The organism is Variovorax sp. GW823-FHT04F07 (assembly GCF_058795995.1).
This window is the reverse complement of the sequence record NZ_JBXAIG010000003.1, coordinates 467,476-492,379: the sequence shown is the minus strand read 5'-3', so window position 1 is coordinate 492,379 and position 24,904 is coordinate 467,476. Positions and strand designations below refer to the sequence as shown.

20 protein-coding genes are annotated in these 24,904 nt (G+C 67.2%); 10 read left to right on the top strand and 10 right to left on the bottom strand.

What is annotated here, in order from left to right; translation table 11 throughout:
- Together AC1RAA_RS17640 and AC1RAA_RS17635 are read right to left on the bottom strand one after the other, a co-directional pair.
- Window positions 1-942 carry an ABC transporter permease gene (locus AC1RAA_RS17640; RefSeq protein WP_095746728.1) on the bottom strand — a complete coding sequence of 314 codons (942 nt, stop codon included), beginning with the start codon at window positions 940-942 and terminating at the stop codon, window positions 1-3.
- 9 nt (window positions 943-951) lie between these two features.
- The gene (locus AC1RAA_RS17635) at window positions 952-2,529 is read right to left on the bottom strand and encodes an ABC transporter substrate-binding protein (RefSeq protein WP_492730986.1); all 1,578 of its coding nucleotides are present in this window, start codon (window positions 2,527-2,529) and stop codon (window positions 952-954) included.
- A 228-nt stretch (window positions 2,530-2,757) separates the two neighbouring features.
- On the opposite strand from AC1RAA_RS17635, the gene AC1RAA_RS17630 reads away from it, so the two are divergent.
- The 4 genes from AC1RAA_RS17630 to AC1RAA_RS17615 are packed head-to-tail and all read left to right on the top strand — an operon-like array spanning window position 2,758 to window position 10,247.
- Window positions 2,758-7,494, top strand: a complete 4,737-nt coding sequence (locus tag AC1RAA_RS17630) for an Ig-like domain-containing protein (protein ID WP_492730988.1) — start codon at window positions 2,758-2,760, stop codon at window positions 7,492-7,494.
- 55 nt (window positions 7,495-7,549) lie between these two features.
- Entirely contained in the window at window positions 7,550-8,302 is a 753-nt protein-coding gene (gene cnbZ / locus AC1RAA_RS17625; RefSeq protein WP_062479841.1) for a 2-amino-5-chloromuconate deaminase CnbZ, read from the top strand.
- A 38-nt stretch (window positions 8,303-8,340) separates the two neighbouring features.
- The gene (locus AC1RAA_RS17620) at window positions 8,341-9,372 is read left to right on the top strand and encodes a TRAP transporter substrate-binding protein (RefSeq protein WP_492730991.1); all 1,032 of its coding nucleotides are present in this window, start codon (window positions 8,341-8,343) and stop codon (window positions 9,370-9,372) included.
- Between the two features lie 29 nt (window positions 9,373-9,401).
- The gene (locus AC1RAA_RS17615; RefSeq protein WP_492730993.1) at window positions 9,402-10,247 is read left to right on the top strand and encodes a fumarylacetoacetate hydrolase family protein; all 846 of its coding nucleotides are present in this window, start codon (window positions 9,402-9,404) and stop codon (window positions 10,245-10,247) included.
- Window positions 10,248-10,303: 56 nt separating this feature from the next.
- On the opposite strand, the gene AC1RAA_RS17610 is transcribed toward AC1RAA_RS17615, so the two are convergent.
- A complete protein-coding gene (locus tag AC1RAA_RS17610; protein ID WP_159272956.1) occupies window positions 10,304-10,774 on the bottom strand; it encodes a hypothetical protein in 471 nt (156 codons plus the stop codon).
- A 5-nt stretch (window positions 10,775-10,779) separates the two neighbouring features.
- The gene (locus tag AC1RAA_RS17605) at window positions 10,780-11,049 is read right to left on the bottom strand and encodes a hypothetical protein (RefSeq protein WP_307589336.1); all 270 of its coding nucleotides are present in this window, start codon (window positions 11,047-11,049) and stop codon (window positions 10,780-10,782) included.
- A 304-nt stretch (window positions 11,050-11,353) separates the two neighbouring features.
- Here AC1RAA_RS17605 and AC1RAA_RS17600 point away from each other — a divergent pair, with 304 nt between their 5' ends.
- Window positions 11,354-13,567 (top strand): TonB-dependent receptor domain-containing protein, encoded by a 2,214-nt coding sequence (locus tag AC1RAA_RS17600; protein WP_095746722.1) that lies wholly within the window; start codon window positions 11,354-11,356, stop codon window positions 13,565-13,567.
- A gap of 33 nt (window positions 13,568-13,600) precedes the next feature.
- On the opposite strand, the gene lhpI is transcribed toward AC1RAA_RS17600, so the two are convergent.
- From lhpI to rtcR, 5 genes are read right to left on the bottom strand one after another with little or no spacing between them, the layout of a single operon-like run.
- Window positions 13,601-14,551, bottom strand: coding sequence for a bifunctional Delta(1)-pyrroline-2-carboxylate/Delta(1)-piperideine-2-carboxylate reductase (gene lhpI / locus AC1RAA_RS17595; protein ID WP_492730996.1), 951 nt, complete (start codon window positions 14,549-14,551; stop codon window positions 13,601-13,603).
- A complete protein-coding gene (locus AC1RAA_RS17590; protein WP_492730998.1) occupies window positions 14,548-15,417 on the bottom strand; it encodes an alpha/beta hydrolase in 870 nt (289 codons plus the stop codon). The genes lhpI and AC1RAA_RS17590 overlap by 4 nt, the downstream gene beginning before the upstream one ends.
- Window positions 15,414-15,986, bottom strand: coding sequence for a 3'-5' exonuclease family protein (locus AC1RAA_RS17585; protein WP_307589341.1), 573 nt, complete (start codon window positions 15,984-15,986; stop codon window positions 15,414-15,416). The genes AC1RAA_RS17590 and AC1RAA_RS17585 overlap by 4 nt, the downstream gene beginning before the upstream one ends.
- Window positions 15,983-16,522, bottom strand: coding sequence for a 2'-5' RNA ligase family protein (locus AC1RAA_RS17580; protein ID WP_492731000.1), 540 nt, complete (start codon window positions 16,520-16,522; stop codon window positions 15,983-15,985). Before AC1RAA_RS17580 ends, AC1RAA_RS17585 begins: the two co-directional genes overlap by 4 nt.
- Before the next feature lie 23 nt (window positions 16,523-16,545).
- Window positions 16,546-18,168 (bottom strand): RNA repair transcriptional activator RtcR, encoded by a 1,623-nt coding sequence (gene rtcR / locus AC1RAA_RS17575; RefSeq protein WP_492731002.1) that lies wholly within the window; start codon window positions 18,166-18,168, stop codon window positions 16,546-16,548.
- Window positions 18,169-18,846: 678 nt separating this feature from the next.
- On the opposite strand from rtcR, the gene AC1RAA_RS17570 reads away from it, so the two are divergent.
- The 5 genes from AC1RAA_RS17570 to rtcA all read left to right on the top strand — a co-directional run bounded on the left by AC1RAA_RS17570 (window position 18,847) and on the right by rtcA (window position 24,449).
- The gene (locus AC1RAA_RS17570) at window positions 18,847-19,998 is read left to right on the top strand and encodes a slipin family protein (RefSeq protein WP_492731004.1); all 1,152 of its coding nucleotides are present in this window, start codon (window positions 18,847-18,849) and stop codon (window positions 19,996-19,998) included.
- A gap of 302 nt (window positions 19,999-20,300) precedes the next feature.
- On the top strand, window positions 20,301-21,521 hold the full coding sequence (locus tag AC1RAA_RS17565; RefSeq protein ID WP_307589349.1) for an RtcB family protein: 1,221 nt from the start codon (window positions 20,301-20,303) through the stop codon (window positions 21,519-21,521).
- 71 nt (window positions 21,522-21,592) lie between these two features.
- Entirely contained in the window at window positions 21,593-22,957 is a 1,365-nt protein-coding gene (locus AC1RAA_RS17560) for a hypothetical protein (RefSeq protein ID WP_492731006.1), read from the top strand.
- Between the two features lie 14 nt (window positions 22,958-22,971).
- Window positions 22,972-23,325, top strand: a complete 354-nt coding sequence (locus tag AC1RAA_RS17555) for a zinc-ribbon domain-containing protein (protein ID WP_062479873.1) — start codon at window positions 22,972-22,974, stop codon at window positions 23,323-23,325.
- A gap of 23 nt (window positions 23,326-23,348) precedes the next feature.
- The gene (gene rtcA, locus AC1RAA_RS17550; RefSeq protein ID WP_492731008.1) at window positions 23,349-24,449 is read left to right on the top strand and encodes an RNA 3'-terminal phosphate cyclase; all 1,101 of its coding nucleotides are present in this window, start codon (window positions 23,349-23,351) and stop codon (window positions 24,447-24,449) included.
- On the opposite strand, the gene AC1RAA_RS17545 is transcribed toward rtcA, so the two are convergent.
- Complete coding sequence (locus tag AC1RAA_RS17545; protein ID WP_062479876.1) at window positions 24,450-24,809, bottom strand: hypothetical protein; 360 nt, start codon at window positions 24,807-24,809, stop codon at window positions 24,450-24,452.
- Between the last annotated feature and the right edge of the window lie 95 nt (window positions 24,810-24,904).

The window sequence follows — 24,904 nt, the reverse complement described above, 5'->3', positions numbered from 1 at the left end:
TCAGACCTTCACGCGCGGATCAACCACCGCGTACAGCAGGTCGATCGAGAAATTGATGAGCACGTAGATCGCGGCGATCACGAGCAGCGCGCCCTGAATGACGGGGTAGTCGCGGCGCAGCACGGCGTTGACCACCAAGTTGCCCACGCCCGGCAGGCCGAACACGGTCTCGGTGATGACAGCGCCGCCGATCATCAGAGCGACGGTGAGGCCGATCACGGTGACGATGGGCACCAAGGCATTGCGCAGCGCGTGCTTCAAGACGACGACCTTCTCGCTCAGGCCCTTGGAGCGTGCGGTGCGCACGTAGTCCTCGCCCAGCACGTCGAGCATCGAGGCGCGCGTGAAACGGATGATGAGTGCGGAGTTCAAGAGGCCCAGCACGGTGGCCGGCAGCACCAGCGCGTGCAATCTCTCGGCAAACGGCGCATCGGGCGCGCCGTAGCCTGACACCGGGAACCAGCCGAAGGACACCGCGAAAATCTGGATCAGCACGATGCCCAGCCAGAAGCTGGGAATGCTCGCGCCCAGCATCGCGATGCCGGTGAAGAACTGGTCGACCACGCGGCCACGGAACACGGCCGAGACGATGCCGCAGGGCACACCGATGAGCGCGGCGATGGCCACCGCCAGCAGCGCGAGCAAGGTGGTGGGCTCTGCGCGCTCCCACAGCGCCTGCGTGACCGGGCGCTGCAGGAAGATCGAGGTGCCCAGGTTGCCCTGCAGCACTTCGCGCAGCCAGTAGCCGAACTGCACGGGCAGCGGTTTGTCGAGCCCGTAGTCCTTCTGTACGCGGGCGATGTCGGCGGCGGTGGCCTGGTCGCCCAGCAGCACGGAGATGGGGTCGCCCGAGGCGGCGCGCGTGAGCACGAAGACCAGCACGGCCACCAACGCCAGCACGATGAGCATGCCGGCGAAGCGCGAGGCAATGAAACGGAACAAGCGCGCCTCCTACTTGATCTTCACATTCCAGAAGAAGGGCCAGTTCGTGGGTTGGTAGTTGTCCAGCGCCGGGCTCTTGGCCGAGAGCGCGTTGAACTTGCCGACGCTGATGTAGGGCACCTCGTCGTACACCACCTGCTGCACCTTGCCCCACAGCGCGCCGCGCTTGGCCGGATCGCTCTCGGTGTTGAAGGCACTGAGCGAGGCCTTCTTGGCGGGCGAATCCCACCAGCCTGGTGCACCGTCGCCCAGTTGCGGTGGCGACAGCATGGGCTCGGGGAACAGCCCCGAATGGGTGATGAAGATTTCCCACAGCCGCGGGTCGTTGCGGCGCTGGGTGAGCGTGGCCCAGTCGACCACGTTGAGGTCGACCTTGAAGCCGGCGCGCTTGAGCTGCTCGGCCATCAGCAGCGACATGTTGTAGTGGAAGTCGTACTGGCGGCTGGTCAGCACGCGGATTGGCTCGCCCTTGTAGCCGGCCTTGGCGGCAGCATCCTTGGCCTTGGTGGCGTTGCGCTGGTTGTACTGGTCGGTGCCCGCCGCCGAGTAGAACGGCGAACTCTTGGGAAAGTGGTTCGCTTCCGCGATGAAGAAGCGCGTGTCGCCGAAGCCGGCCGCGAGCATCTCGCCCTGGCCCATCGCCGTCTGCAGGGCCTGGCGCACGGCCTGGCTGGCCAGCGGGCCTTCCTTGGTGTTGAAGACCACCAGCGGAAAACCGAACGCGGGCGTGATGATCGGCAGCGTCTTGCCACTGGCCTTCCCCAGGCGCGGCAGCGCTTCCACCGGCAGCAGGTCGGCAAAGTCGTACTGGCCGGCGAGTGCACCTTCGACGCGCGTGCTGGCGTTGGGCACGGGCACGAAGCGCAGTTCTTCGATGACCGCTTCGCGCTTGCCGCCGTAGCCGCTCGCGGGCTCCTTGCGCGCGCTGTACTTGTCGAAGCGCGAGAGCAGCACGAACTGGTCGGGGCGGCGCTCCTTGAACTTGTAGGGGCCGGTGCCGACGAAGTCTTTCAGCGGCGAGGCCATCGATTCCTTGGCCATCATCGCGGCGGTGCCATTGCTGGGCAATGCCAGTTGCGACAGCAGCGGCGCGTACGGCGCCTTCAGCACGATCTCCACGCCCAGCGGGCCCTTGGCCTTGAGGCTCTCGATCTCCTTGCCCACGGCCTTGCCGCGCGGCGACTGGTCCATCCAGCGCTGCAGGCTGGCCACCACGTCGTCGGCCGTGAGCTCGCGTCCGTTGTGCAGCGCCACGCCCTTGCGCAGCGTGATGGCGTAGGTCTTGCCGTCGGCCGAGATCTTGGGCATGCCCTCGGCCAGCATCGGCACCACGTTCCACTTGGCGTCGAAGGTGTACAGCGTCTCGTACACGTGCTGCATGATGGTTCCGACCAGGTCGGCCGTGGAGGCCATCGGGTCGAGCGTCTGCGGCTCGGCCACCATCGCCAGCGTGGCGAAGTTGCGCGGGCCCTGCGCGTGGGCGCTGGGGTGAGGCAGTGCGGCGCACAGCATCGCGAGCAGGGAAGCTCCCAGCAGGCTGCGCTTCGACAGGCGGGGCAGGCGCTGGACAAGACCGGCGTGAGACATGGGGTGTTCCTTCATGGGCGATCGGTGGGCAATGAATTCACTTTTTTCAGGCCCGAACTTTGAAGCACAACCTATGCCAAAACATCACCATTTACCCTGAGCAATGATCTAAATATTCGAACTCTCCCTTCGAAATTCAATGCCGTTCGCGCAGGCATCCGCTGCTAGATTCCGGTCGAATCTTTTCCCACCGAAAGATGGCGTCCGATCGAATTTGCGAGGATGAAAATGAGCACCAAGAAAGTTCTTGCGGTAGGTTTTCTGTTCGGCTGTGCGTTGCTGACGCATGCGGCGATCACCGGGGTGAACCCCCTGGACACGATCAGGAAGGCCGCCACCAGCATGGCCTCCGCGGCCGCTGACCTGGTGGCCGATCCCTTGCCGCTGCAAGGACCCGGACTGGGCAACCTGACCTACACGCAGGCCGAGCTGTTCAAGCCCATCTCGATGATCAAGGAGGAGGTCGACACCGGCGTCGGAGCCGGCACCGGCGCCGACGTGCCGAAGATCCCCGGGGGCAGCGTGACGCACCCCACCGCCGGGTACACCAAGTACCACTACGGCCAGAACGTGGGCCTCATGATCAACGGCTACTTCCTGACGACGTTCACGCCCGACGGCGGCCTGGGCCCCGGCGGCTTCCTGCTCTACGACGTCTCCGATCCGCGCAACCTGCGGCTCGTCAAGCGCATCTACGAGCCGGACGGCCGCACCAAGGAACTGAGGGAGCCGCATTCCATCGGCATCGCCACCATCGGCGGCAAGCAGTACGTCGCCGTGCCCAGCGTCTTCGGCGTGGAGTTCTGGGACTTCACCGACATCAACGACGTCAAGCAGGTGAAGAAGCTGGTGCTGCCCAACGTCAACAAGGGCGACTACAACAACGTGAGCTGGCAGCTGTGGTGGCAGGCGCCCTACCTGTACGTGGCGGCGGCGGAGCAGGGCGTGTTCGTCATCGACGCCGCAGACCCCGCGAACGCAGTGCTCGCGAACCGCGGCGCCGGCAAGCCCAACCCGATACCGACCGGCGAGCTCGGCGGCTTTCGCGTGGGGCCGATCTTCACCATGGGCAACCACATGGTGCTGACGTCCATGACCAACACCAGCGGCTTCGCCAGCCTGGACATCTCGGACCCGCTGAATCCCAAGGTGCTCGACACCGTTGCCGGGTCCACCGCCAGCTACTACTCCACCTGCTTCGACGGCAAGAAGGTCTACGCCTCGGCGCAGGAGAGCGGCGGCAAGATGTACGGCTACGACTTGAGCGACCGCTCGCGCTTCGTGGCCGAGGACAACCGGCTGGTGATCAACCAGCAGCTGTACTGCAGCACGCAGGACAACTTCGTGTTCCAGGGCGCGCAGAACTACATCCACAAGGTCGATGTGAGCAACCCGCTCAACCACGTCGAAGTCGGGCGCGGCGGACTGTTCGCAACGACGCATCCCGATTTCTCGAGCTCCGACCATGGCCAGGTGTCGCCGTTCGGCAACCTGATCTACGTCGGCAACGACCACGGCTCGGGCAGCGGCTTCATCGTGCATGCGGTGGACCCCGACACCACCAAGCCCGAAGTGAAGCAGGTCTCGCCCGTGAACGGTGCGAAGCAGCAGGCGCTCACCTCGCGCATCGGCCTGGGCATGACCGACAGCATCCGGCCCGAGAGCGTGAACGCCAACACCTTCATCGTGCGCCCGGTCGGTGGCAACACGCTGGCGGGCACCTACAGCGTGCAGCTGGGCATCGTCAACTTCCACCCCGCGCAGCCACTGCAGCCGGGCACCGCCTACGAGGTGTTCCTGCCCGCCAACGGCCTGAAGGACTATGCGGGCAACGCCATCGCGGCCGACTACCGCTCGACCTTCAACACCGGCAACGCCAACGACATCAACCTGATGCACCACTGGGCGCTGACGGGCAACCTGGGTGACCAGATCAGCGCCAACAACGGCACGCCCGCCACCGGCGATGCCTTCGAGAGCATCGGCCTGAACTTCGCGAACCGCACCACGGGCGTGCAACTGAAGAACGACAGCGTGTCCACCACGCTGGGCGGCACCGCCTCGCTGAGCTTCTACATGAAGACCACGCAGGCGGGCAGTGCCAGTTCGTGGACCGCGCCCGGCATCTTCGGGCGCGACCAGTCGCCGGGCGTCGACGACGTGTTCTGGGGCTGGCTCGACAGCACCGGCAACATCAAGCTGTCGGTGGGCGACCATGCGGGCACGCGCTCGCAAAGCGCCGTGAACGACGGCAACTGGCACCACGTCGTGCTCACGCGCGACGCGGCCTCGGGTGCGCAGGCGGTGTACGTCGATGGCGTGAAGACCACGTCGACCGGCCCGACCGGCACCAAGGGCCTGTCGACCAGGTTCCAGCTGCTGGGGCAGATCCAGGGCAATGCGGCGCTCTTCAAGGGCACGCTGGCCGAAGTGCGCGTGTACGCCCGCGTGCTCGGCGACACCGACGTGGCGGCGCTGCGGGCGCAGGCCGTGATCGGCGATCCCGGCATCGTGGGTGCACCGAAGATCGTCAACGGCCAGCTGAACTTCAACCCGGCCACGCTCGGTGCCACCGGCGCGCAGTTCCGCTGGAACTTCGGCGACGGCACGCAGAGCGCGTACGCCTCGCAACCCGGCATCACGCACACCTACAGCAGCCCCGGCCACTACACCGTGACGCTGACGGTCAAGGCCGCGAACGGCCAGGAGACCTTCTACACCTACAACCTCACGGTGATCGCGCCCGTCACGGCGGCGGCGCCGACGCACACGACCAACATCGCGGGCGATGCGAACGCGGTGTATTCGGTGAACCCTGACAGCGGCACGGTGGCCGCCATCGACGCGCAGACCTTCGCCAAGCGCTGGGAAGTGCGCGTGGGCGACGAGCCGAAGACGCTGGCCGTGGGGCCGGACGGTCGCATCTGGGTCACGGTGCAGGGCGAGGACAAGCTGGTGGCGCTCAACGCGGCCGACGGCACGCTGTCGACGACGGTGCCGCTGGCCTACGGCAGCGGCCCCTACGGCGTCGTCTTCACGCCCAATGGCACCAAGGGCCTGCTGACGCTGGAAAGCAAGTCGGCCCTGGTCAGCTTCGATCCGACCACCGGCGCTGCCACCGGCACGCTCCCCCTGGAAGGCGCGGTGCGCGGCATCGCGGTCGATGCGGGTTCGCAGTCGGCCTACGTGACGCGCTTCAAGTCGAAGATGACGGGCGGCCAGCTGCACAAGGTGAACCTGCAGAGCTTCAGCAGCGCCACCCCGATCGCGCTGGCGGTCGACACGACCACGGTCGACACCGAGGCCGCCTCGCGCGGCGTGCCCAACTACCTGAGCCAGGTGGTGATCTCGCCCGACGGCGCGCGTGCGCTCCTGCCTTCGAAGAAGGACAACATCGTGCGCGGCACCTTCCGCGACGGCCTGCCGCTGGAGCACGACAAGACCGTGCGCTCCATCCTGTCGCAGGTGAACCTGCAGACGGCCGCGGAAGTGTTCAGCGAACAGCTCGACTTCAACGACCGCGCCCCCGCGCGCGCCGCGCTGTACTCGCCGGCCGGCGACTACATCTTCGTGGCGCAGATGGAAGGCAACCGCATCGCCATCGTCGATGCCTACAACCGCTCGGTGCGCGGCGAGATCAACGCCAGCAGCGCGCCGCACGGCCTGTACCTCGATGCGGTGCGGAAGCGCCTGTACGTCAACAACTTCCTGGCGCGCTCGGTGTCGGTGCACGACGTGGCGCAGGTGCTGTCCTCGGAGTCGGCTGCCCCGGCCTTCCTGCAGAACATCACCACGGTCGCGCAGGAGCCGATGGCCGCCGCGGCACTGCGCGGCAAGCAGGTGTTCTACAACGCGTCCGACCGGCGCATGAGCATGAACAACTACATGTCCTGCGCGAGCTGCCATGCCGATGGCAGCGACGACGGCATGGTGTGGGACTTCACGCAGCGCGGCGAAGGCCTGCGCCGCACCATCAGCCTGCAAGGGCGGCGCGGCACGGGCCACGGCAAGCTGCACTGGACCGCCAACTTCGACGAGGTGCAGGACTTCGAGCACGACATCCGCAACGAATTCGGCGGCACGGGCTTCCTGACCAACGCCGACTTCTCGGCCACGGGCGACCCGCTCGGCGTGCCGAAGGCCGGCCGCAACGCGCAGCTCGACGATCTCGCGGCCTACCTGAACTCGCTGAACAAGTACATGCGCAGCCCGGCCCGCGCGGCGGACGGCAACCTCAGCGTGGACGCGGTGCGCGGCCAGACCGTGTTCAACACGGCCCAGTGCGCGACCTGCCACACGGCCGGCAGCCTGCGCGACGGTCTGCGGCACGACGTGGGCACGATCCAGCTCTCGTCGGGCAAGGGCAGCAACCAGCCGCTGTCCGGCGTGGGCTTCGACACCCCGACGCTCTACGGCACCTGGAGCAACCCGAGCTTCTTCCACAACGGCCAGAAGGCCACGCTGCAGGACGTGCTCGCGGGCGGCCACGGCAATGCCTCGGGCCTGCCGGCGGCGGACCTGCTGGCACTGGGCGAGTACGTGAAGTCGTTCGACACCGCACCGGCGATCGACACGCGCATCCGCTCGGAGAGCAACAACCTGTGCGTCAACGTGTCGGGCGGCTCGACGGCCAGCGGCGCCACGGTGGTGCAGTGGGCCTGCGGCAACGGCGCCAACGAGACCTTCACCGTCAACAGCAGCGGCGGCTACAGCCAGTTCGTCGCGAAGCACAGCGGCCTGTGCCTGGCGCAGGGCAACACCAACGCCGGCGGCGGCCCGGTGGTGCAGCTGGCGTGCACGGCGGGCGCGGCCACGCAGTGGAGCGTGGTCGGGGCGACGCTGCGCAACCGGGTGTCTTCGGGTGCGTGCCTGGATGTGCCCGGCTCGACCACCACGCAGGGCACGGCGCTGTCCACCTACGCCTGCCATGGCGGGGCCAACCAGCGCTGGAGCCAGATCCCCTGAGCTCTTCTGCCCGTTCTCTCTCTTTTTCTCTCGCTCTCTCCAAAAAGGAAATCACGTGTCGGCACTCCAACTCTCCCTCCCAGGCGGCTATCGGTTCATTCCGGGCGTCCAGCAGTACTCGGCTGGCGTGGCCGCCGAACCTGGGTTTCGCATCGAGCGCGTGCGCTTCCTGGAGCCCCTGCCCCTGAAGCAGGGCTTTCGGCGCATCAAGGAAATCCTGGAGGAGGCCTCGCGTCCGCTGGCCGCCTTCTGCGCGTGCGAACTGCGGTCCCCGGCACCGTTCACTGAACAGGGCTTCGTCGAGTTCAACAACCTCTACGTGGGCACGTTGAAGGAGTGGGGCATCTTCATCGGCGACCTGAACCCGGTGGCGCGAAGCAACGTGTGCCCCGCGCTGTCGCCGCCGTCGGAGCCCTCGTTCCATGCCTTCAGCTACACCGTGCCCGACGCCGAGGCGGCGGCGTCGTTCGTGGTGGCGGGCAGCGCCGAAGCGCCGGAAGGCAAGGGGCACTACCGCGACCATGCCGTGCGCCTGGGCGACACCTCGCCGCCCGCCATCCTGAAGAAGGCGCAGTGGGTGCTCGACGAAATGGAACGCCGCTTGGCGTCGCTGGGCTTCACCTGGGCCAGCACCACCGGCTCGCAGCTGTACACGGTGCACGACATCCATCCCTTCATCGCCGACGAGATCGTCAAGCGCGGTGCCGCGCGGCACGGGCTCACCTGGCACTACAACCGCCCGCCCGTGGTCGACCTCGAGTACGAGATGGACTGCCGCAGCGTCCAGTTCGAACGCGTCGCGGTCTGATCGCGCGCGGGTTGCCACACCCTTTCACCGAGACGCCCATGCCCAAGAAATTGCCGCATCGCCTGGCCGCCACCTGCCTCGTCCTGAGCGCGTTCCTGGCGGCCGGCCTCGCCGCTGCGCAGAACATCCAGGAGCGCACCTTCAAGTTCGCCTTCGTGAACCAGAAGGAGCATCCGCAGGGCATGGGGGCGCAGCGCTTCTCGGAGATCGTCGAGAAAAAGAGCGGCGGCAAGATGAAGGTGAAGCTCTTTCCTTCGGGCGTGCTGGGCGGCGATGCCTCGGTCATCGCCTCGCTGCAGGGCGGCACGGTGGAAATGACGATGGCGATTCCGGGTCTGCTCTCGGGCATGGCCCGGGAGTTCTCGCTGTTCGACCTGCCGTTCCTGTTCAACAACGAGAAGGAAGCCGACTTCGTGCTCGATGGCCCGGTCGGCCGCAAGCTGCTGGACAAGCTGCCCGAGAAGGGGTTGATCGGCCTCACGTACTTCGAGCACGGCTTTCGCAACGTCACCAACAGCCGGCGGCCGGTGGCGAAGATGGAAGACCTGCAGGGCCTGAAGCTGCGCGTGATGCAGATCCCCGTGATGATCGATGCCTTCCGCGCGCTGGGCGCCAACCCGTCGCCGCTGCCGCTGCCCGAGGTCTACACCGCGCTGGAGCAGAAGGCCGTCGACGGCCAGGAAAATCCGTACTCGCTGGTGGAAGCCTCGAAGTACTACGAGATCCAGAAGTACGGCTCCAACACGCGGCACGTGTTCAACCCCGTCGTGCTGCTGTTCAGCAAGAAGCGGTGGGAGCAGCTGTCGGAAGACGAACGCAAGATCCTTCTCGATGCGGCCCGGGAGACGCAGCCCTTCCAGCGCGCCGCCAACCGCGACGTCAACGCCAGGGCCGCCGAGTTCCTGAAGGGCCAGGGCATGGTGTTGACCGAGTTCCCCGCCGCCGAGCGCGAACGCCTGCGCGAGAAGCTCGTGCCGGTCACGGACAAGCACGTCAAGCAGATCGATCCGGCGCTGACGAAAGAGCTGTTCTCCGAGCTTGGCAAGGCGCGCAGCAGTGCCGCCAGATAGCCAACCAAAAAACAACCAAGGAATGACGAATGAAGCTGTTGCGTTACGGGCCTGTCGGCCAGGAAAAGCCGGCGATGCTCGACGCGGAAGGGCGCTTGCGCGACCTCTCTGCGCACGTGAACGACATCGCACAGGATGTGCTGTTGCCTGCCGGCTTGGCGCGCATCGCCGCGCTCGACCCGCAGACTCTCCCGCTGGTGGAAGGCACTCCGCGCATCGGCGCCTGCGTGGCCGGCTCGGGCAAGTTCATCTGCATCGGGCTCAACTACTCGGACCACGCGGCCGAGACGGGCGCCACGGTGCCGCCCGAGCCCATCGTTTTCCTGAAGGCCACCTCGGCGATCGGTGGACCGAACGACGTGCTTGAAATTCCGCGCGGCTCCACCAAGACCGATTGGGAAGTGGAGCTGGGCGTGGTGATCGGCAAGACCGCGAAGTACGTCAGCGAAGCGGATGCGATGGACCACGTCGCGGGCTACTGCCTGATCAACGACGTGTCGGAGCGCGCCTTTCAAACCGAACGCCAGGGCCAGTGGACCAAGGGCAAGTCGGCCGACACCTTCGGACCGATCGGACCCTGGCTCGTCACGCCCGATGAAGTGCCCGACCCGCAGCAGCTGGACATGTGGCTGGACGTCAACGGCGTGCGGCGCCAGAGCGGCTCCACGGCCACCATGGTCTACGGCGTGCGCTACCTGATCGCGTACCTCTCGCAGTTCATGAGCCTGCGTCCGGGGGACATCATTTCCACCGGAACCCCGCCCGGCGTGGGCATGGGGTTCAAGCCGCCGGTCTACCTCAAGCGCGGCGATGTCGTCACGTTGGGCATCGAAGGGTTGGGCACGCAGCGGCAGGTCGCCACGCAGTTCGACTGAAGGGGAGGTGGCAGGGGGCGGCAGCGGGCCGTGAGGCGCCCGCTGCTGCCGCTGTGTCAGATCAGCGTGGCGCTCACGCCGCGCTGCACCACGGGCGCGATGCCGGCGTAGAAGAACGCCAGGCTGTCCTCGGGGCCGTTGACGGCGCGCCCGCGCACCTTGGCCATCGCGCAGACGCCGACCTGTGCGCTGTCGGGGCCGATCACGAGGACGAAGGGGTTGTCGTCGTCGCCGCGCAGGTAGCGTCCGCCGAACTCGCGGCGTGCGGTTTCGAACACGTAGGCCGAGGCCAGGAAGTGCAGGTCGTCGGGCAGGGGCGCCTGCTGCTGGAAGAAGTCTTCGAGCACCTGGTCGACCAGGACCAGCGAGGCTTCGGAGTAGTCGAGCGCCGCGCTGTCGATGGGCGCGCCGGGTTGCGAGAAGGCGCCGATGAAGTCTTCCGCCTGCGAGGCCATGCCGGCCTCGAGCGTCGACGGCATGTCCACTTCCGGCTGCTTTTTCTTCTTCAGGAAATCGAACAGTCCCATGGTGCTCAGGCCTGCACCGCGGCCGACAGTTGCCGCAGCATGGCCGACTGCCGCGCCTCTTCGGCGTCGCGCAGGCTCTTCGCGGCGCGCGCCGCGACGTAGGTGACGTACAGGGTCTCGACGGCCCGCGCCCATTCGTGCGCCTTCTGCGACACGCCTTCCGCCTTCACCGGCGAGCCGGTGGCCATCGGCGTCGACAGGTCGTCCAGCGGACGGGCCGGGACATCGACGCCGGCCTTCCCGAGGATCACGGCTTTCTGAAGGATGGTGAGCATGGCGGACCTCTCTTTTTTCTTGTTCCAGAGTAACAGCGCCCTTCGCGGGCTGCCATTCGCCAGATGACGTATCCGCCCCCGAATTCAAGATGAACTTTCGGCTGACATGGGGTTTGTCTGGGTGGCCGGAAGCAGGGCCTACACGAAGCGCCATCGGCCTCTCGCAATGTCCCTTCGATGGTTCTGGATGCAAATAATATTTGTTTTCATTCTCAATAGAATTGATGCTGATCAGTTGGTACGCAACAACAACGCATCCCGAGAGCGGCCCTGTTTTTCCTGCCGTTTCCCGTGGAGTTTTTGCATGTTGTTTTCGCGTTGCGGCCGTCGGCCGCGTCCGTCGGTGCTGGCGCTGGCCGCCGCATCTCTTTTTTCTCCCGCCCTGTTCGCCCAGACGCCCGCTGAACAACAACTGCGCGAGGTCGTCGTCAGCGCGACCGGCTTCGAGCAGGAACTCAAGGACGCGCCCGCGTCCATTTCGGTGATCACGCGCCAGGAGCTGGAAACGCGCCAGTTCCGCGACCTGGCCGAGGCGCTGCAGAACGTCGAAGGCATCGACGTGGGCGGCTCGACCGGCAAGACCGGGGGCCTGGACATCTCGATCCGCGGCATGCCCAGCGACTACACGCTGATCCTCATCGACGGCCGGCGCCAGAACGTGGCCGGCGACGTGACGCCCAACGGCTTCGGCGCCGCGCACACCAGCTTCATGCCGCCGCTGGCGGCCATCGAGCGCATCGAGGTCATCCGCGGTCCGATGTCCACGCTGTACGGCTCCGACGCCATGGGCGGCGTGGTCAACATCATCACGCGCAAGGTGGCGCGCGAATGGGGCGGCCAGGTCACGATGGAAACCGGCATTCCGCAGGACAGCGAGTGGGGTTCGCAGACGCGCTCCAGCGTCTACCTGAGCGGCCCCGTGGCCACCGACCTGCTGGGCCTGACCCTGCGCGGCAACATCTACCGCCGCGAAGCCGCCGACTGGGTGCTGGCCCCCGGCCAGGCGCAGCCCGCGACGGCGCGCAACCCGGCACCGGCCGAGAGCCGCCAGCACAGCGTGGGCGGGCGCCTGATGCTCACGCCCAACCGCCAGCACGACATCTGGCTCGACGTGGAATCGGGCCGCAGCTGGTACGACAACGAAGACGGCCGCCTGGGCACGCGCGACGCCGCCGCGCCCAACCGCACCGGCAACAACCCGCCCGGCTACCTGGACGCGCTGCGCTTCAACCGCGACCAGGTCGCCATCGGCCACACCGGGCGCCTGGGCTTCGGCACGGTCGAAAGCAGCCTGATGCACACCACCACCGAAACCGTCGGCCGCACGATTCCCGGCGGCGCCATTCCGCGCAATGCCGCGGCCCGCCGCACCGTGTACTGGCTGAACGAAGCCGACCGCGGCCGCGCGCGCGAACTCAAGACCACCAACCTGGTGCTCGACAGCAAGCTCGTCGCGCCGGTGGGCGACGCCCACGTGCTCACCGTCGGTGGCCAGTGGTGGGACGCCAAGCTGGTCGACGGCCTGCTGCCGCGCTCGCAGAGCCAGACCATGTGGGCGCTGTTCGCCGAAGACGAATGGCGCCTCGCGCCCGGCCTCACCGCCACGCTGGGCGGGCGTTACGACCACCACAGCGCCTTCGGCGGCCACGTGAGCCCGCGCGGCTACCTGGTCTGGGACGCCACGCCGCAGTGGACCTTCAAGGGCGGCGTCAGCAAGGGCTTCCGCGCGCCGCGCCTGAACCAGCTGATCGACGGCATCAGCGGCGTGAGCGGCCAGGGCGCCACGCTCAACATCGGCAACCCGAACCTCAAGCCCGAGACCAGCACCAGCACCGAGCTGTCGGCGCTGTTCAACAACCAGAAGGGCCTGACCGCCTCGGCGACCCTGTTCCACAACAAGGTGAAGGACAAGATCGCCAGCGGCGGCGACTGCAGCGTGGCGCGCATCTCCAGCTGCATCGTCGACCCCACCGCCAACTACTCGGTCAACGTCGACCAGGCCAAGACCTGGGGCATGGAACTGAGCAGCCGCGTGCAGCTCACCAAGGCCTGGGGCCTGAAGGCGGGCTACACCTGGACCGACAGCGAAGTGATCGAGGGCGGCGTGAAGAACGGCAAGCTGGCCGACACCGCGCGCCACCTGCTGCACGCGCAGCTCGACTGGAACCCCGACGCCAAGTGGCGCTTCTGGCTGCGCGGCGAATACCGCGGCAAGAGCCCGCGCTTCACCGGCGACCCGGCGCGCCTCACGGGCAACAACCTGGCGATCTACCGCGCGGTGGGCGACATCAAGGCCTACCACCTGTTCCACCTCGGTGGCTCCTACCAGGTGTCGAAGAACGTGCGCCTGAACGCCAACATCAACAACCTGTTCAACAAGGACTTCCGCAAGTTCCAGCAGGTGAACCTAGCGGGCACCTCGGCCTGGGTCAACGAGTACTTCCAGGGCGGCGCGTCGGTGGCGGGCACCACGCCGGCGGGGCGCACGATCTGGCTGTCGGCGAACGTGACGTTCTGAGGTTGACGATGGCCATGGCGGGCGGCGCGGACCTCAGGGGTCCGTGCGCGCCTGCCACACCAGCGTGGCCGCGCTCAGGTCTTCGAGCGCGCTGCCCACGGCCTTGAACACCGTGCGCTCGGCATCGCCCGTGCGCCCGGGCCGCGTGCCGCGGCACAGCTCGGCGAGCGTGCCCTGCACCGCGTCGGCGCGCAAGGTGCCGGCGGCGATCGCGTCGAGCAGATCGCCGGCCTTCTGCAGCGCCTCGGGCGTGTCGATGAAGGTGCGCGTGCCGTCAAAACATTGCACATCGGCTTCGCGCATCGCGGGCGTGAAGCTGCCGATCAGGTCGAGGTGCGCGCCCGGCGCGAGCCATTCGCCGCGCACCAGCGGCGTGGTCGCGAGCGTGGCGCAGCTCACGATGTCGGCATTGCGCACGGCCGCCTCGAGGTCGGTGCCGGCCGCCTGCGCGTTCCATCCTTCACTGCGCCATTGCTCGGCCAGTGCCTCGGCGCCCTCGGGCCGGTGGTTCCACACCCACACCTCGTCGATGGGTCGCACGCTCGCGTGCGCCGCGGGCAGCATGCGCGCGATGCGGCCGGTGCCCAGCACCAGCAGCTTGCGCGCATCGGTGCGCGCCAGGAACGAGGCGCCCAGCGCCGATGCGGCCGCCGTGCGCCGCGCCGTGATCTCGTTGCCGTCCATCATCGCCAGCGGCACGCCGGTGCGCGCGTCGTACAGCACGTAGGTCGCGTGCAGCCCGGGCAGGCCGCGCGCGCCGTTGCCCGGAAAGATGTTGATCGTCTTGATGCCCAGGAAGCCCGCGTCGCTCCACGCCGGCATGATCAACACCGTGCCGCGCGTGGCCGCGTCGCCACTGGTCTCGATGCTGTGCACGTGGCGCGGCGGCACCTGTGCCTCGGCCGCGAAGGCGGCGCGCAGCGCGGGCACCAGCTGCTCGAAACCCAGGGGTGCGGCGGTGGCGGCTTCGTCGAAGTGTTTCATGGACGGGAAGGCAACGCCGGGGCGCTGTCGAAGAAGGTGGTGAGGGCTTGCTGGTACGTCGTGCCGAAGCGCGGCGCCGCCATCGGCTCGAGGTGACCGGCGCCCGGCACTTCGATCAGCTGCTTGGGTTCTTTCGCATCGGCCAGCAGGCGCTGCGAGTGGTGGTGCGGAATCACCGCATCGGCCGTGCCGTGGATCAACAGCAGCGGAATCGGCGCGATGGCTGCGACGAACTTCGAGGCCGCGTAGTCGTCGCGCACCAGCAGGCCGGCACCCGGCAGCTTGTCGTTGGCGATGGAGCGGTACGAATAGAAGGTCGACTCGATCGCCACCGCCTTCACGCCGGCCCGGGTGCCCGAGCCCACGGCCGCGATCGCGTTCGTGCCGCCCAGGCTCTGCCCGAAGACGAACAGCCGCGACGCATCGACATCCGCGCGGGCGCGCACGTGGTCGAGCGCGGCGTTCGAATCCTCGAACACGCCCCGGGGCTCGGGTTCGCCGTCCGATTCGCCATAGCCGCGGTAGTCGAACACGAAGACGTTGTAGTCCTGCGCGGGCAGCCACGACACGAAGCGCCAGTGGCTGCTCATGTTCTGTGCGTTGCCGTGGAAGTGCACCACGGTGCCCTTGGCCGCCTTCGGGTCGGCCCGGCCCGCGGCGGGAATGAACCAACCGCTCAGGCGCGTGCCGTCGGCGCTGGTGAAGTGCACGTTCTCATAGCGCAGGCCCAGCGCGTCGGGCGTTTCGTAGCGCACGCGGTCGGGGTAATAGAACATCGACTGCACGCAGCCGCCGAGCAACAAGAGGGGCAGGGCGGCGAGCGGCATCCACCAGCGGCGAGCAGGTGCGGCGGTGGTGGTCGTCATGCCTGCGGTCCGCCGGCCCGCCGGCTTTCGGCGAGCATGTTGCAAAAGAGGGCGCCTTGCTCGATGGCGTCGTCCAGCGCCACGTGCGTGTGCGGCAACCCGGCATCGAACCAGCGGCGCGGCATCGCGCGCTTGGTGCTGTCGCGGTAGCCGATCTTCAGCAGGGCCATCGCAAAGCTCTTCATGTCGAGCGCCGAATGGCTGAACGGGCTCTCGCCCGCGAAGCGCATCAGGTACCAGTAGACGAACAGGAAGTCGAAGCCCGCCGGATAGGCCACGAACACCGGCCGCGCCTTCAATCCCTTGAGCCATGCGACGTAGTTCTTCATGGCATGCGCCGGGTCCTGCAGGTCGGTGCGGCACGCGGCCCAGGCCTCGGGCTGGGTCTGCCACCAGGCAGCCGTCTTGGGGTCGGCCTCGGCGCCGGGCAGCGTGTGCAGGTTGGCGCTGAAGGTAGAAACGAGTTGCTTGTCGGCCGTGTAGGCGGCCGAGCCGAAGCTGAGCATCGAGTGCGGGCCGGGGATGGGGCCGTCGGTTTCGACGTCGGTGCTGATGTAGATCTCGGTCATGGGCGAAGGATCGTCGCGGGGTCGGTGAGGGGGAAGACATGCATGTCCATCCAGCGCCCCGACGCGTTCTCGATGAGCACGACCTCCGTGCAGCGCGCCTGCACCGGCCCCGATGCAAGCAGCCGCGCCTGCAGTTCGATGGCCGCCTCCTCCGCATGCAGCGCGTTGCCATGCGCCACCGACAGATGCGCAACGATGTCGTCATGCGCGCCGTCGTACGGCGGGAACTCGGGAAACTCCTTCACCAGCGCACGCGTCATTTCGATGAACGGCGCGGCGGGCTCCGGTGCGAGGTAGGCGGTCTCGGGAAAGCGCCCGACCTTGCCGAGCACGAACGAGAACGGCGCCGTGCGTTGCAGCACGCGCCGCGCGCGGGCGAGCACCTCGTCGGTGATTCGCTCGGGGTCCATGAAGGGCACGAGCAGCGTGATGTGGGCGGGCACGCCGAGCGCCACGGTGGGGTCGAAGCGGCGGCGAAGGTCTGCGGCGATGGGTTCAGCCGCGGGAACCTTCACGGCGAATGCGGAGATGGGCATCGGGCGGAGGATAGCCCACGCCCTCAGGGTCGCGCATCGGCTGAAACGCGCGCCCAGTCCAGCCCCATCTTGGCCAGGTACTTGCGCAGCCGGTCCGCATCGTTGACCACGCTGCGCTGCGTCCGCGAGGCCTGGAACAGCTGGCGCCCCGCCTCCGACAAGCTGCGCGCCGGCCGGCACACGCGCACCACCGCTTCGAGCTGCAGGCGGTCGAACAGGTCGAGCGCGGCGAACGTCTCTTCGCCGAGCAGGGCTTCCAGGTCGACATCGTCGCCCGCCGCAGCCGCTGATGCACCCGTGCCCTCGTGCTTCCACAGCCAGCGCAGCCGCGCGATCTCCGCCTCGACCAGCGCGACGGCAATGCGCCCGCCATCGGCCAGCGTCGCGAGCCGCGTCACGCTGGCCGACAGATCGCGGAAGTTGCCGCGCCAGAGCGCCTCGCTGCTTTGCGCAAAGCGCAGGTAGGCCGTGCGCGCCTCGGCGTTGAAGCGCACCACGCGGTGGTTCTCGGCCGCGTGCAGGGCCAGCAGGTGGTCGAGGTTGGGCTCGATGTCCTCGGGCCGCTGTGCGAGGCCGGGCAGGTCGTAGGTCCAGAGGTTGATGCGCGCGAACAGGTCTTCGCGAAAGCGCCCCTGCGCCACGTCGCGGCGCAGGTCGCGGTGGGTGCCGGCGATGAGCTGGAAGTCGCTCTCCACCTCCTTGTCGGCGCCCACGGGGAAGAAGCGCTTTTCCTCGATGGCCTTGAGCAGCATCGCCTGTTCGTCCAGGCCCAGTTCGCCGATTTCGTCGAGGAACAGCGCGCCCTGGTGCGCGGTGCGCAGCAGCCCCGCGCGGTCGCTCGCTGCGCCGGTGAACGAGCCCTTCTTGTGCCCGAACAGCGTGGACGCCGCGCCGTCGCCGCGCAGCGTGGCGCAGTTCACTTCGACGAACGACCCCGTCACCTGGTGGCGCGCCTGCTTCAGCTCGAACATGCGGCGCGCCAGGAACGACTTGCCCGCGCCCGTCGGTCCCACCAGCAGGATGGGCGCGCGCGAGCGCACGGCCACGCGCTCGATCTCGTCGATGAGCGCGTTGAAGCGCGCGTTGCGCGTGGCGATGCCGCTCTTCAAAAAAGCGACCGCGTCGCGCTGGTCGGCGTCGAAGCGGCGCGCGATCGGGTCGTAGCGCGACAGGTCGAGGTCGATGAGCGCGACCTTGCCGGCGTCGCCCTGGCGCTGCTTGCGCGGCGGCGAGGTCTGGGCCAGCACGCCCGGCACCACGCGCGATTCCGACAGCAGGAACATGCAGATCTGCGCCACGTGCGTGCCCGTGGTGATGTGCGTCCAGTACTGCTCGCGCTCGGGCTGGAAGGGGTAGGCGCGCGCCCAGTCGTACAGGCGCGTGTAGACCTCGCCGAAGTCCCACGGGTCTTCGAGGTCGAAGGGCACGAGGTTGACGAGTGTCTCGGGCGACACGGCGGCGATGTCGGCCTTCACCAGCTCGGCCAGCGCCGTGTGCTTGCGCGTGTGCAGCAGCTCGATGCGCGCGACCACCATGTCGTCGTGCTGCGCGAGCGAGACCGTGGGGCGCCACTTGTGCCAGCGGCCCGCGCCCTGGCCGGCATCGAGCTGGGTGCCGAGGAAACCGATGACGACGATGGGCTTCATGGATAAAAGACTAGCTGAAATTCTAGAAATTATCCGAATGCTAGCAAGGGATGGGCGCCGTGTCACATCGGGCGAAGAAGAAATTTCCCTTGCCGGTCAATGACTTGCATCGCCATCACCCTGTTTTCAGGCGCCGTGCGCGCAAGTTGGCACGCTCGCTGCAATAGGGAAAGGGTCCGGATGCAGTTCATCCGCTCCCAGGTGCCGCATGAAAGCGGCCCGGTGCCGCAGGCCAGACCTGTTCTTGGGTCCGCGGTATGCCGCTGTTGAACTGCACTGGTCACTGGACTTGATCCAGTCTGCTCATGGTCGAGCACCGTGCTAACCACGCGGCGTGGCGGGTTCGATTCCCGCAAACAACCTTCGGCGGTGTTCGCACCGCCGCTTTGATGGGGGCGAAAGCCCCACCGCCCCGGCACACCGGAGCGAGGCGCAGGGCAGGGCCCGGCCGAGCGACACCGTGCCAGTGCAGGCGGCTTGCGCATCGCGCGTTCTGCAAGGAACCGCATGCAGCCATCGACGCAGAAGGAGGCGATGGCGCAGCCACCGCACCGACCCGTCGACCGCTGTACTGCTGACCTCGCAAGCCACGGTGCCCGCCGCCTGCCCTTCGTGGGCCCCGACACGAAACGTAGACGAACGACAACCGCAACGAAGAAGAAGAGAGAGGAAGAAAAAATGCTGGGATTCACCCAATTCACCGTGAAGAAGAACGAACGCGTGCTGCTGCTGCGCAACGGCGATTTCGAGGGCCTGTATGCCGCCGGCAAGTACCGTGTGTTCACGGGCTTCGACGCCGTGCAGCTCGAGCGCTTCTCGCTGGCCGAGCCGGCCTTCGAGCACGAGCTGGCCGACTATTTCCTGGCGCGCGAGCCGCAGCTGGTGCAGCGCGAGTTCGTGCAGGTGTCGCTGGGCGAGACCGAGGTCGGCCTGCGCCATGAAGACGGCGTGCTGGTGCAGGTGCTGCCGCCCGCCACCCGCAAGCTCTACTGGCGCGGCCTGCGCGAGCAGCGCGTCGACGTGATCGACGTGGCCGCCGATGCACGCCTGCCGGCCGAGCTGCTGGCCAAGCTGCAGAGCGTGGCGCTGCGTCCGCGTGCGGTGCAGGGGCTCGAAGGCGTGCTGCTGGTGCAGGTGCCCGAGTTCCACGCCGGCGTGCTGACCCTCGAAGGCCAGATGCAGGCGCTGCTGCCGCCGGGCAACCACGGCTTCTGGCGCTTCAACCGGCAGGTGGCCGTGACCAGCGTGGACCTGCGCTCGCAGATCGCCGAAGTGAGCGGCCAGGAAATCCTGACCCGCGACAAGGTGGGGCTGCGGCTGAACCTGTCGGCGGTGTGGCGCTTTGCTGATGTGCGTCAGGCCCTGGCCCAGATGCCCAAGCCGGCCGAGCATGTGTACCGCGAGCTGCAGTTCGGCCTGCGCGCGGCGGTGGGCGAGCAGACGCTCGACGCGCTGCTGGAGAACAAGTCGGCCATCGACCAGACGGTGCTGGCGCAGGTGCGTGAGCGGCTCGAGGGTTCGGGCCTGGTGCTGGAGAGCGTGGGCGTGAAGGACATCATCCTGCCGGGCGAGATGAAGACCATCCTCGCGCAGGTGGTGGAGGCCGAGAAGTCGGCCCAGGCCAACGTGATCCGTCGCCGCGAGGAAACCGCGGCCACGCGCTCGCTGCTGAACACCGCCAAGGTGATGGAGGGCAACCCCGTCGCCTTGCGCATGAAGGAACTCGAGACGCTGGAACGCGTGGCCGAGCGCATCGACAAGATCTCGGTGGTCGGCGGCCTGGACCAGGTGCTCAACGGGCTCGTGACGCTGCGGCCGAACGGGTCCTGAGCGGTAGAGAAAAGAGAGAGACACGGGCACGCAGGCACAGAAGGGAGCGCCACTGCCAAAAATGTTTGAAATTGCCGGCAGCCTGGGTAAGACCAGGTACGGCGGGCAAGTCGGTTGACGAGCAAGGTTGAGGATGCAGGTGCTGGCTCCGATGACGGGTCTGTCACTGGCGCGCGTTTCCAATCGTCGACTGAGCCGCTGGACTCAAACACCACGGTCGCCGTATTGATGCGGGTTCGAATCCCGCCGTGTCCACCAAACGAGTGTGAAGAATAGATAGATAGAGAGAAGAGGAAAGAAAAATGACGAACTACAAACTGCATGAAGTCGCCAACGGCGTCCCCGTGAAGATGTGGACGAACGGCGTGCCCGTGGAAGACGAGGCGCAGAAGCAGCTCGAGAACGCCGCGCGCCTGCCCATCGTGTTCAAGCACATCGCGGCCATGCCCGACGTGCATTACGGCATCGGCGCGACCGTGGGTTCGGTGATCCCGACCTTCAAGGCCATCATCCCCGCCGCTGTCGGCGTGGACATCGGCTGCGGAATGATGGCCTGCAAGACCACGCTCAACGCACGCGATCTGCCCGACAACCTGGGCCCGCTGCGTTCGGCGATCGAGAAGGCCGTGCCGCACGGAAGCAACCCCAAGCGCATGGGCCGCGACAAGGGTTCGTGGGAAACGCCGCCCGATGAAACCGACGCCGCCTGGGCCAAGCTGGTGGACGAGTTCGAGCTGATCTGCGAGGACCACCCGCGCATCAAGAACACGAACAACCACAAGCACCTGGGAACGCTGGGTACCGGCAACCACTTCATCGAGGTGTGCCTGGACGAAGCGGGCGCCGTGTGGTTCATGCTGCACTCGGGTTCGCGTGGCGTGGGCAATGCCATCGGTACGCACTTCATCGAACTCGCGAAGAAGGACGCGCAGCTGCACCAGCGCAACCTGCCCGACCAGGACCTGGCGTACTTCGAAGAAGGCGCCCAGTACTTCGGCGACTACGTGCGCGCAGTGGGCTGGGCCCAGAAGTTCGCACGGGCGAACCGCGAAGTGATGATGCAGCGCGTGGTCGCGGCCGCGCGCAAGGTCATCACCAAGCCGTTCGAGGCGCACGTGGAAGCGGTGAACTGCCACCACAACTACGTGAGCCGCGAAACGCACTTCGGGCAAGACGTGCTCGTGACCCGCAAGGGTGCGGTGAGCGCGAAGCTCGGCGAGCTGGGGATCATCCCCGGCAGCATGGGCGCCAAGAGCTACATCGTGCGCGGCAAGGGCAACCCCGAGAGCTTCATGAGCTGCAGCCACGGCGCGGGCCGGAAGATGAGCCGGACGAAGGCAAAGAAGCTGTTCACCGTCGCCGACCAGATCGCCGCGACCGAGGGCGTCGAATGCCGCAAGGACGCCGACGTGATCGACGAGATCCCGATGGCCTACAAGGACATCGACGCGGTGATGGAGGCGCAGAAGGACCTGGTGGAGGTGGTTTACACGCTCAAGCAGGTGGTGTGTGTGAAGGGGTAGAGCCAGGCGCGATCATCGCCCTGACAAAGGGAGGCGGCGCAAGTTTCAGGCGCCGAGAAAAGGACATTGCGATGACATGGTGGAAAAGTAGAACCGAGGCGGTGCCGACGCTGGATGCGAGTGCGCTCGCATTCAGCGAATTGAAAGAGCTTGCACGTTCCTATGACGGCTATCAGCGCGAAGCCGTCGTTGCCGAACTGGTGCGGCGTCAGGACCCACGGGCCATCGCCATCCTTCTTGTGTGTGTCGACGACTGGGTGCCGGGGGTGGGCGAGGCTGCAAAGAAAGGCCTCGCCTCCTTCATGCGCGACGAGTTCATCGGCCATTGGGCGCATGCCTTGCCGGAACTGGCCTTCGCTTATCGCATCCGCAGGATCGACCTGCGCGCGCTGCGAGCCGCCATCGAGGATTTTCTTGCGCGCAACACCGACGAGCTGGAGCGTCAGGCGCCGGTGCTCGACGATGCCATGCGGCGTTGGATCTTCACGCTGCGTCTCCAGCGGGCGAGCGCGGGTCCAGTGCTTCTGGCGCTGCTGACACAAGGTGCGCTCTCACGCGACCCACCGACGGCGCAGCTCTGCCTCAACGCGGCAGACCGGCTGCAGTCGTCGGCGGACAGGCGCAAGTTTTTCGAGAGCGCTTCCCGTGCATGCCTGCCGCGTGTGCGGGCAGCGGCCACCCGGGTGCTTCTGGGCGAGAAAGACTTCGATGTGCAGCGGTTTGTCCGGTCCATGTGCTTCGACACGAGCGCGGTCGTGCGTTCGCTGGTCGTGAATTCGTCGGCTGTGAGCAGGGAGGAGTTCGCCAGTCGGGCGGCGGAGATCTTGGAACTCCCCCAAATCGACGCTCGAAAGACGGCCGCCCTTCACGTGCTGCACTTGCTGCAGGACTCGCGCGCGACGGGGTATGCCCGTGGGTTGCAGGCGTCGAAAGTGGTGCCGCTGCGGCGCCTTGCCCGATGGCTCGTGCTCTGTGCCGCGAAAGACGAAGAGATCGACAAGGAATTGATGGAGATCCTGGCAGACGCTTCACCGAAGGTACGTCGCCTCGCGGTCGAGCACATCCGGCGCGGCGCATCGCTGCCTTGCCCGGATGCGCTGATGCGCATGGGTCTGGAACGTCAGGAGGTTGCACCGGAAGTCATGGCAATGCTCAGGTCCGGATCGCCCTGGGATCGCTTGCTGTTTGTCATGGCACTCATGGAGAGAGGGAAACTTTCCAACGATCTCTGCCATGCCGTGACCATTGAAGTCGATTCCTGGTGCAAGGCGATGGCCAATTGCTACGTGCCTCCAAAGGAAACGCAGAAGGCGGCCGTGGCTGCTTTCTGGAACCGAAGAAAAGAACTGCTGTCCGAGGAAAGTCCACGCGCTCTTCTGCCCTATGGCTTCCCGAGTGAGATGGAGCTCCACCTGCGTGCCTTTCGGATTATTTGAAGAACATTGCGATCATGAAAAGCAACAAGCAACGCCGCGCCGAAATCAAGGCGCACCGCCTCGAACGCGCCGCGCGCGCCGTGGCACTGCAGCAGCGCCAGGCCGATGCACGGCTGCTGCGCGCCGAAGGCATGGTCGCGGCCGACACGGCCTTGCTGGCCGCGCACAACAACACCTACGGCCCGCTGCCGACCTTCTACGTCGACAAGGCGTTCACCTGCCGCGATTGCGGCGCGCAAGAGGTGTGGACGGCCAAGCAGCAGAAGTGGTGGTACGAGGTGGCGCTCGGCAGCATCCACAGCACGGCGGTGCGCTGTCGTGCATGCCGGCTCGGAACGCCGCGAACAAGAACAACGACAAACGACTGAACAAGAAAGAAAGACGTGTCCCGATGACGGAAGCACAAGAAGAACAACGAGCACTCGATGCCGTCGAACTCGACGGCTCCCAAGGCGAAGGCGGTGGCCAGATCCTGCGTACCGGCCTCGCGCTGTCGATGGTCACGGGCCGGCCGCTGGCCATCGCGAAGATCCGCGCGGGCCGGGCCAAGCCGGGCCTGATGCGCCAGCACCTGGCGTGCGTGCATGCGGCCGCGGAGATCAGCGGCGCGCAGGTCGAAGGCGCCGAGCTGGGTTCGCAGTCGCTGCGCTTCGTGCCGGGGCCGGTGCGCGCGGGCGACTACCGCTTTGCGATCGCCGGTGCGGGCAGCTGCATGCTGGTGCTGCAGACCGTGCTGCCGCCGCTGCTGCTGCAACCCGCGGGTCAGGTGAGCCGGCTGCGGCTGAGCGGTGGCACGCACAACCCGATGGCGCCGCCGTTCCACTTTCTGGAGCGTGCGTTCGCGCCGCTGGTGCGTCGCCTCGGCGGCGACCTGCAGCTCGTGCTGCGCCGTTGCGGCTTCTATCCGGCCGGTGGCGGCGAGGTGGACGCGACGATCGTGCCGGCGGCGGACGGCGCGCGGCTGCAGGCTTTCGACCTGCTGTCACGCGGCCATCTGCTGTCGTGCCATGCCGAGTGCCTGGCGCCCGGCCTGCCGCGCCATGTGGCGGCGCGCGAACTCGAAACGGTGGGGGCGGCGATGGGCTGGTCGGCGCAGGCCGAGCAGCTGCGCACGGTGCCGACGCGCCAGAACGAGGGTCCGGGCAATGCGCTGCTGGTGACGCTGGCCTACGCACACCTCACCGAGGTGTTCACGGCCTTCGGCGAGAAGACGCTGAGCGCTGAGCAGGTGGCGCACGGCCTCGTGAAGGAGGTGCGCGCGTTCCAGAAGCACGAGGACGCGGCCGTGGGGCCGCACCTGGCCGATCAGCTGGCGCTGCTGCTGGCGCTGGCGGTGTTCCGGCAACGGGGGCAGGCGGGCGCGTTCACCTGCAGCGAAGTGACGCCGCACACGCGCACGAACTGCTCGGTGATCGAGCGCTTCCTGCCGGTGCGCTTCACGATCACCGAGGCCGCAGGCCCGCGCGCGGCGCGGGTGCAGGTGGCGTCGTGATTACAGGCCGGCCTGGCGCGTGAAGCTCACGGCCGGCTTCTTGTAGGCGGCGGGCACTTCGTCGCGGTAGAAGGCGCGGCGGTCCAGGCTTTGCAGCGGGTTGTGGGCAGCGGCCACGGCCTGGTCGCGCACGGCCTGGCGGTCGAGCGTGGAGGTCACGGCCACGGTGCCTTCGGCGGCAGCGTCGGAGTATTCGTTGCCGTTGCGCGCGGCGGCGACGGCTTGGGTGCGCACGTCGGCACGGCTGGCGGCCGAGGTGATGGCGTGCACGCCTTCATACGTTTCGGCGTGGGCCGCGCCCACGGTGCCCAGCAGGGCGAAGGCGGCGGCGGAAATGGCGAGGAGTTGCTTGCTGTTCATGATGAGATTTCCCTTGAGTCTGTGGGCGGCGGACAGTCGTCGTTGCCACAAGCTGCAGTGTGAAACCGCATCACGGAAGGCGCTGTGCGTTTGCG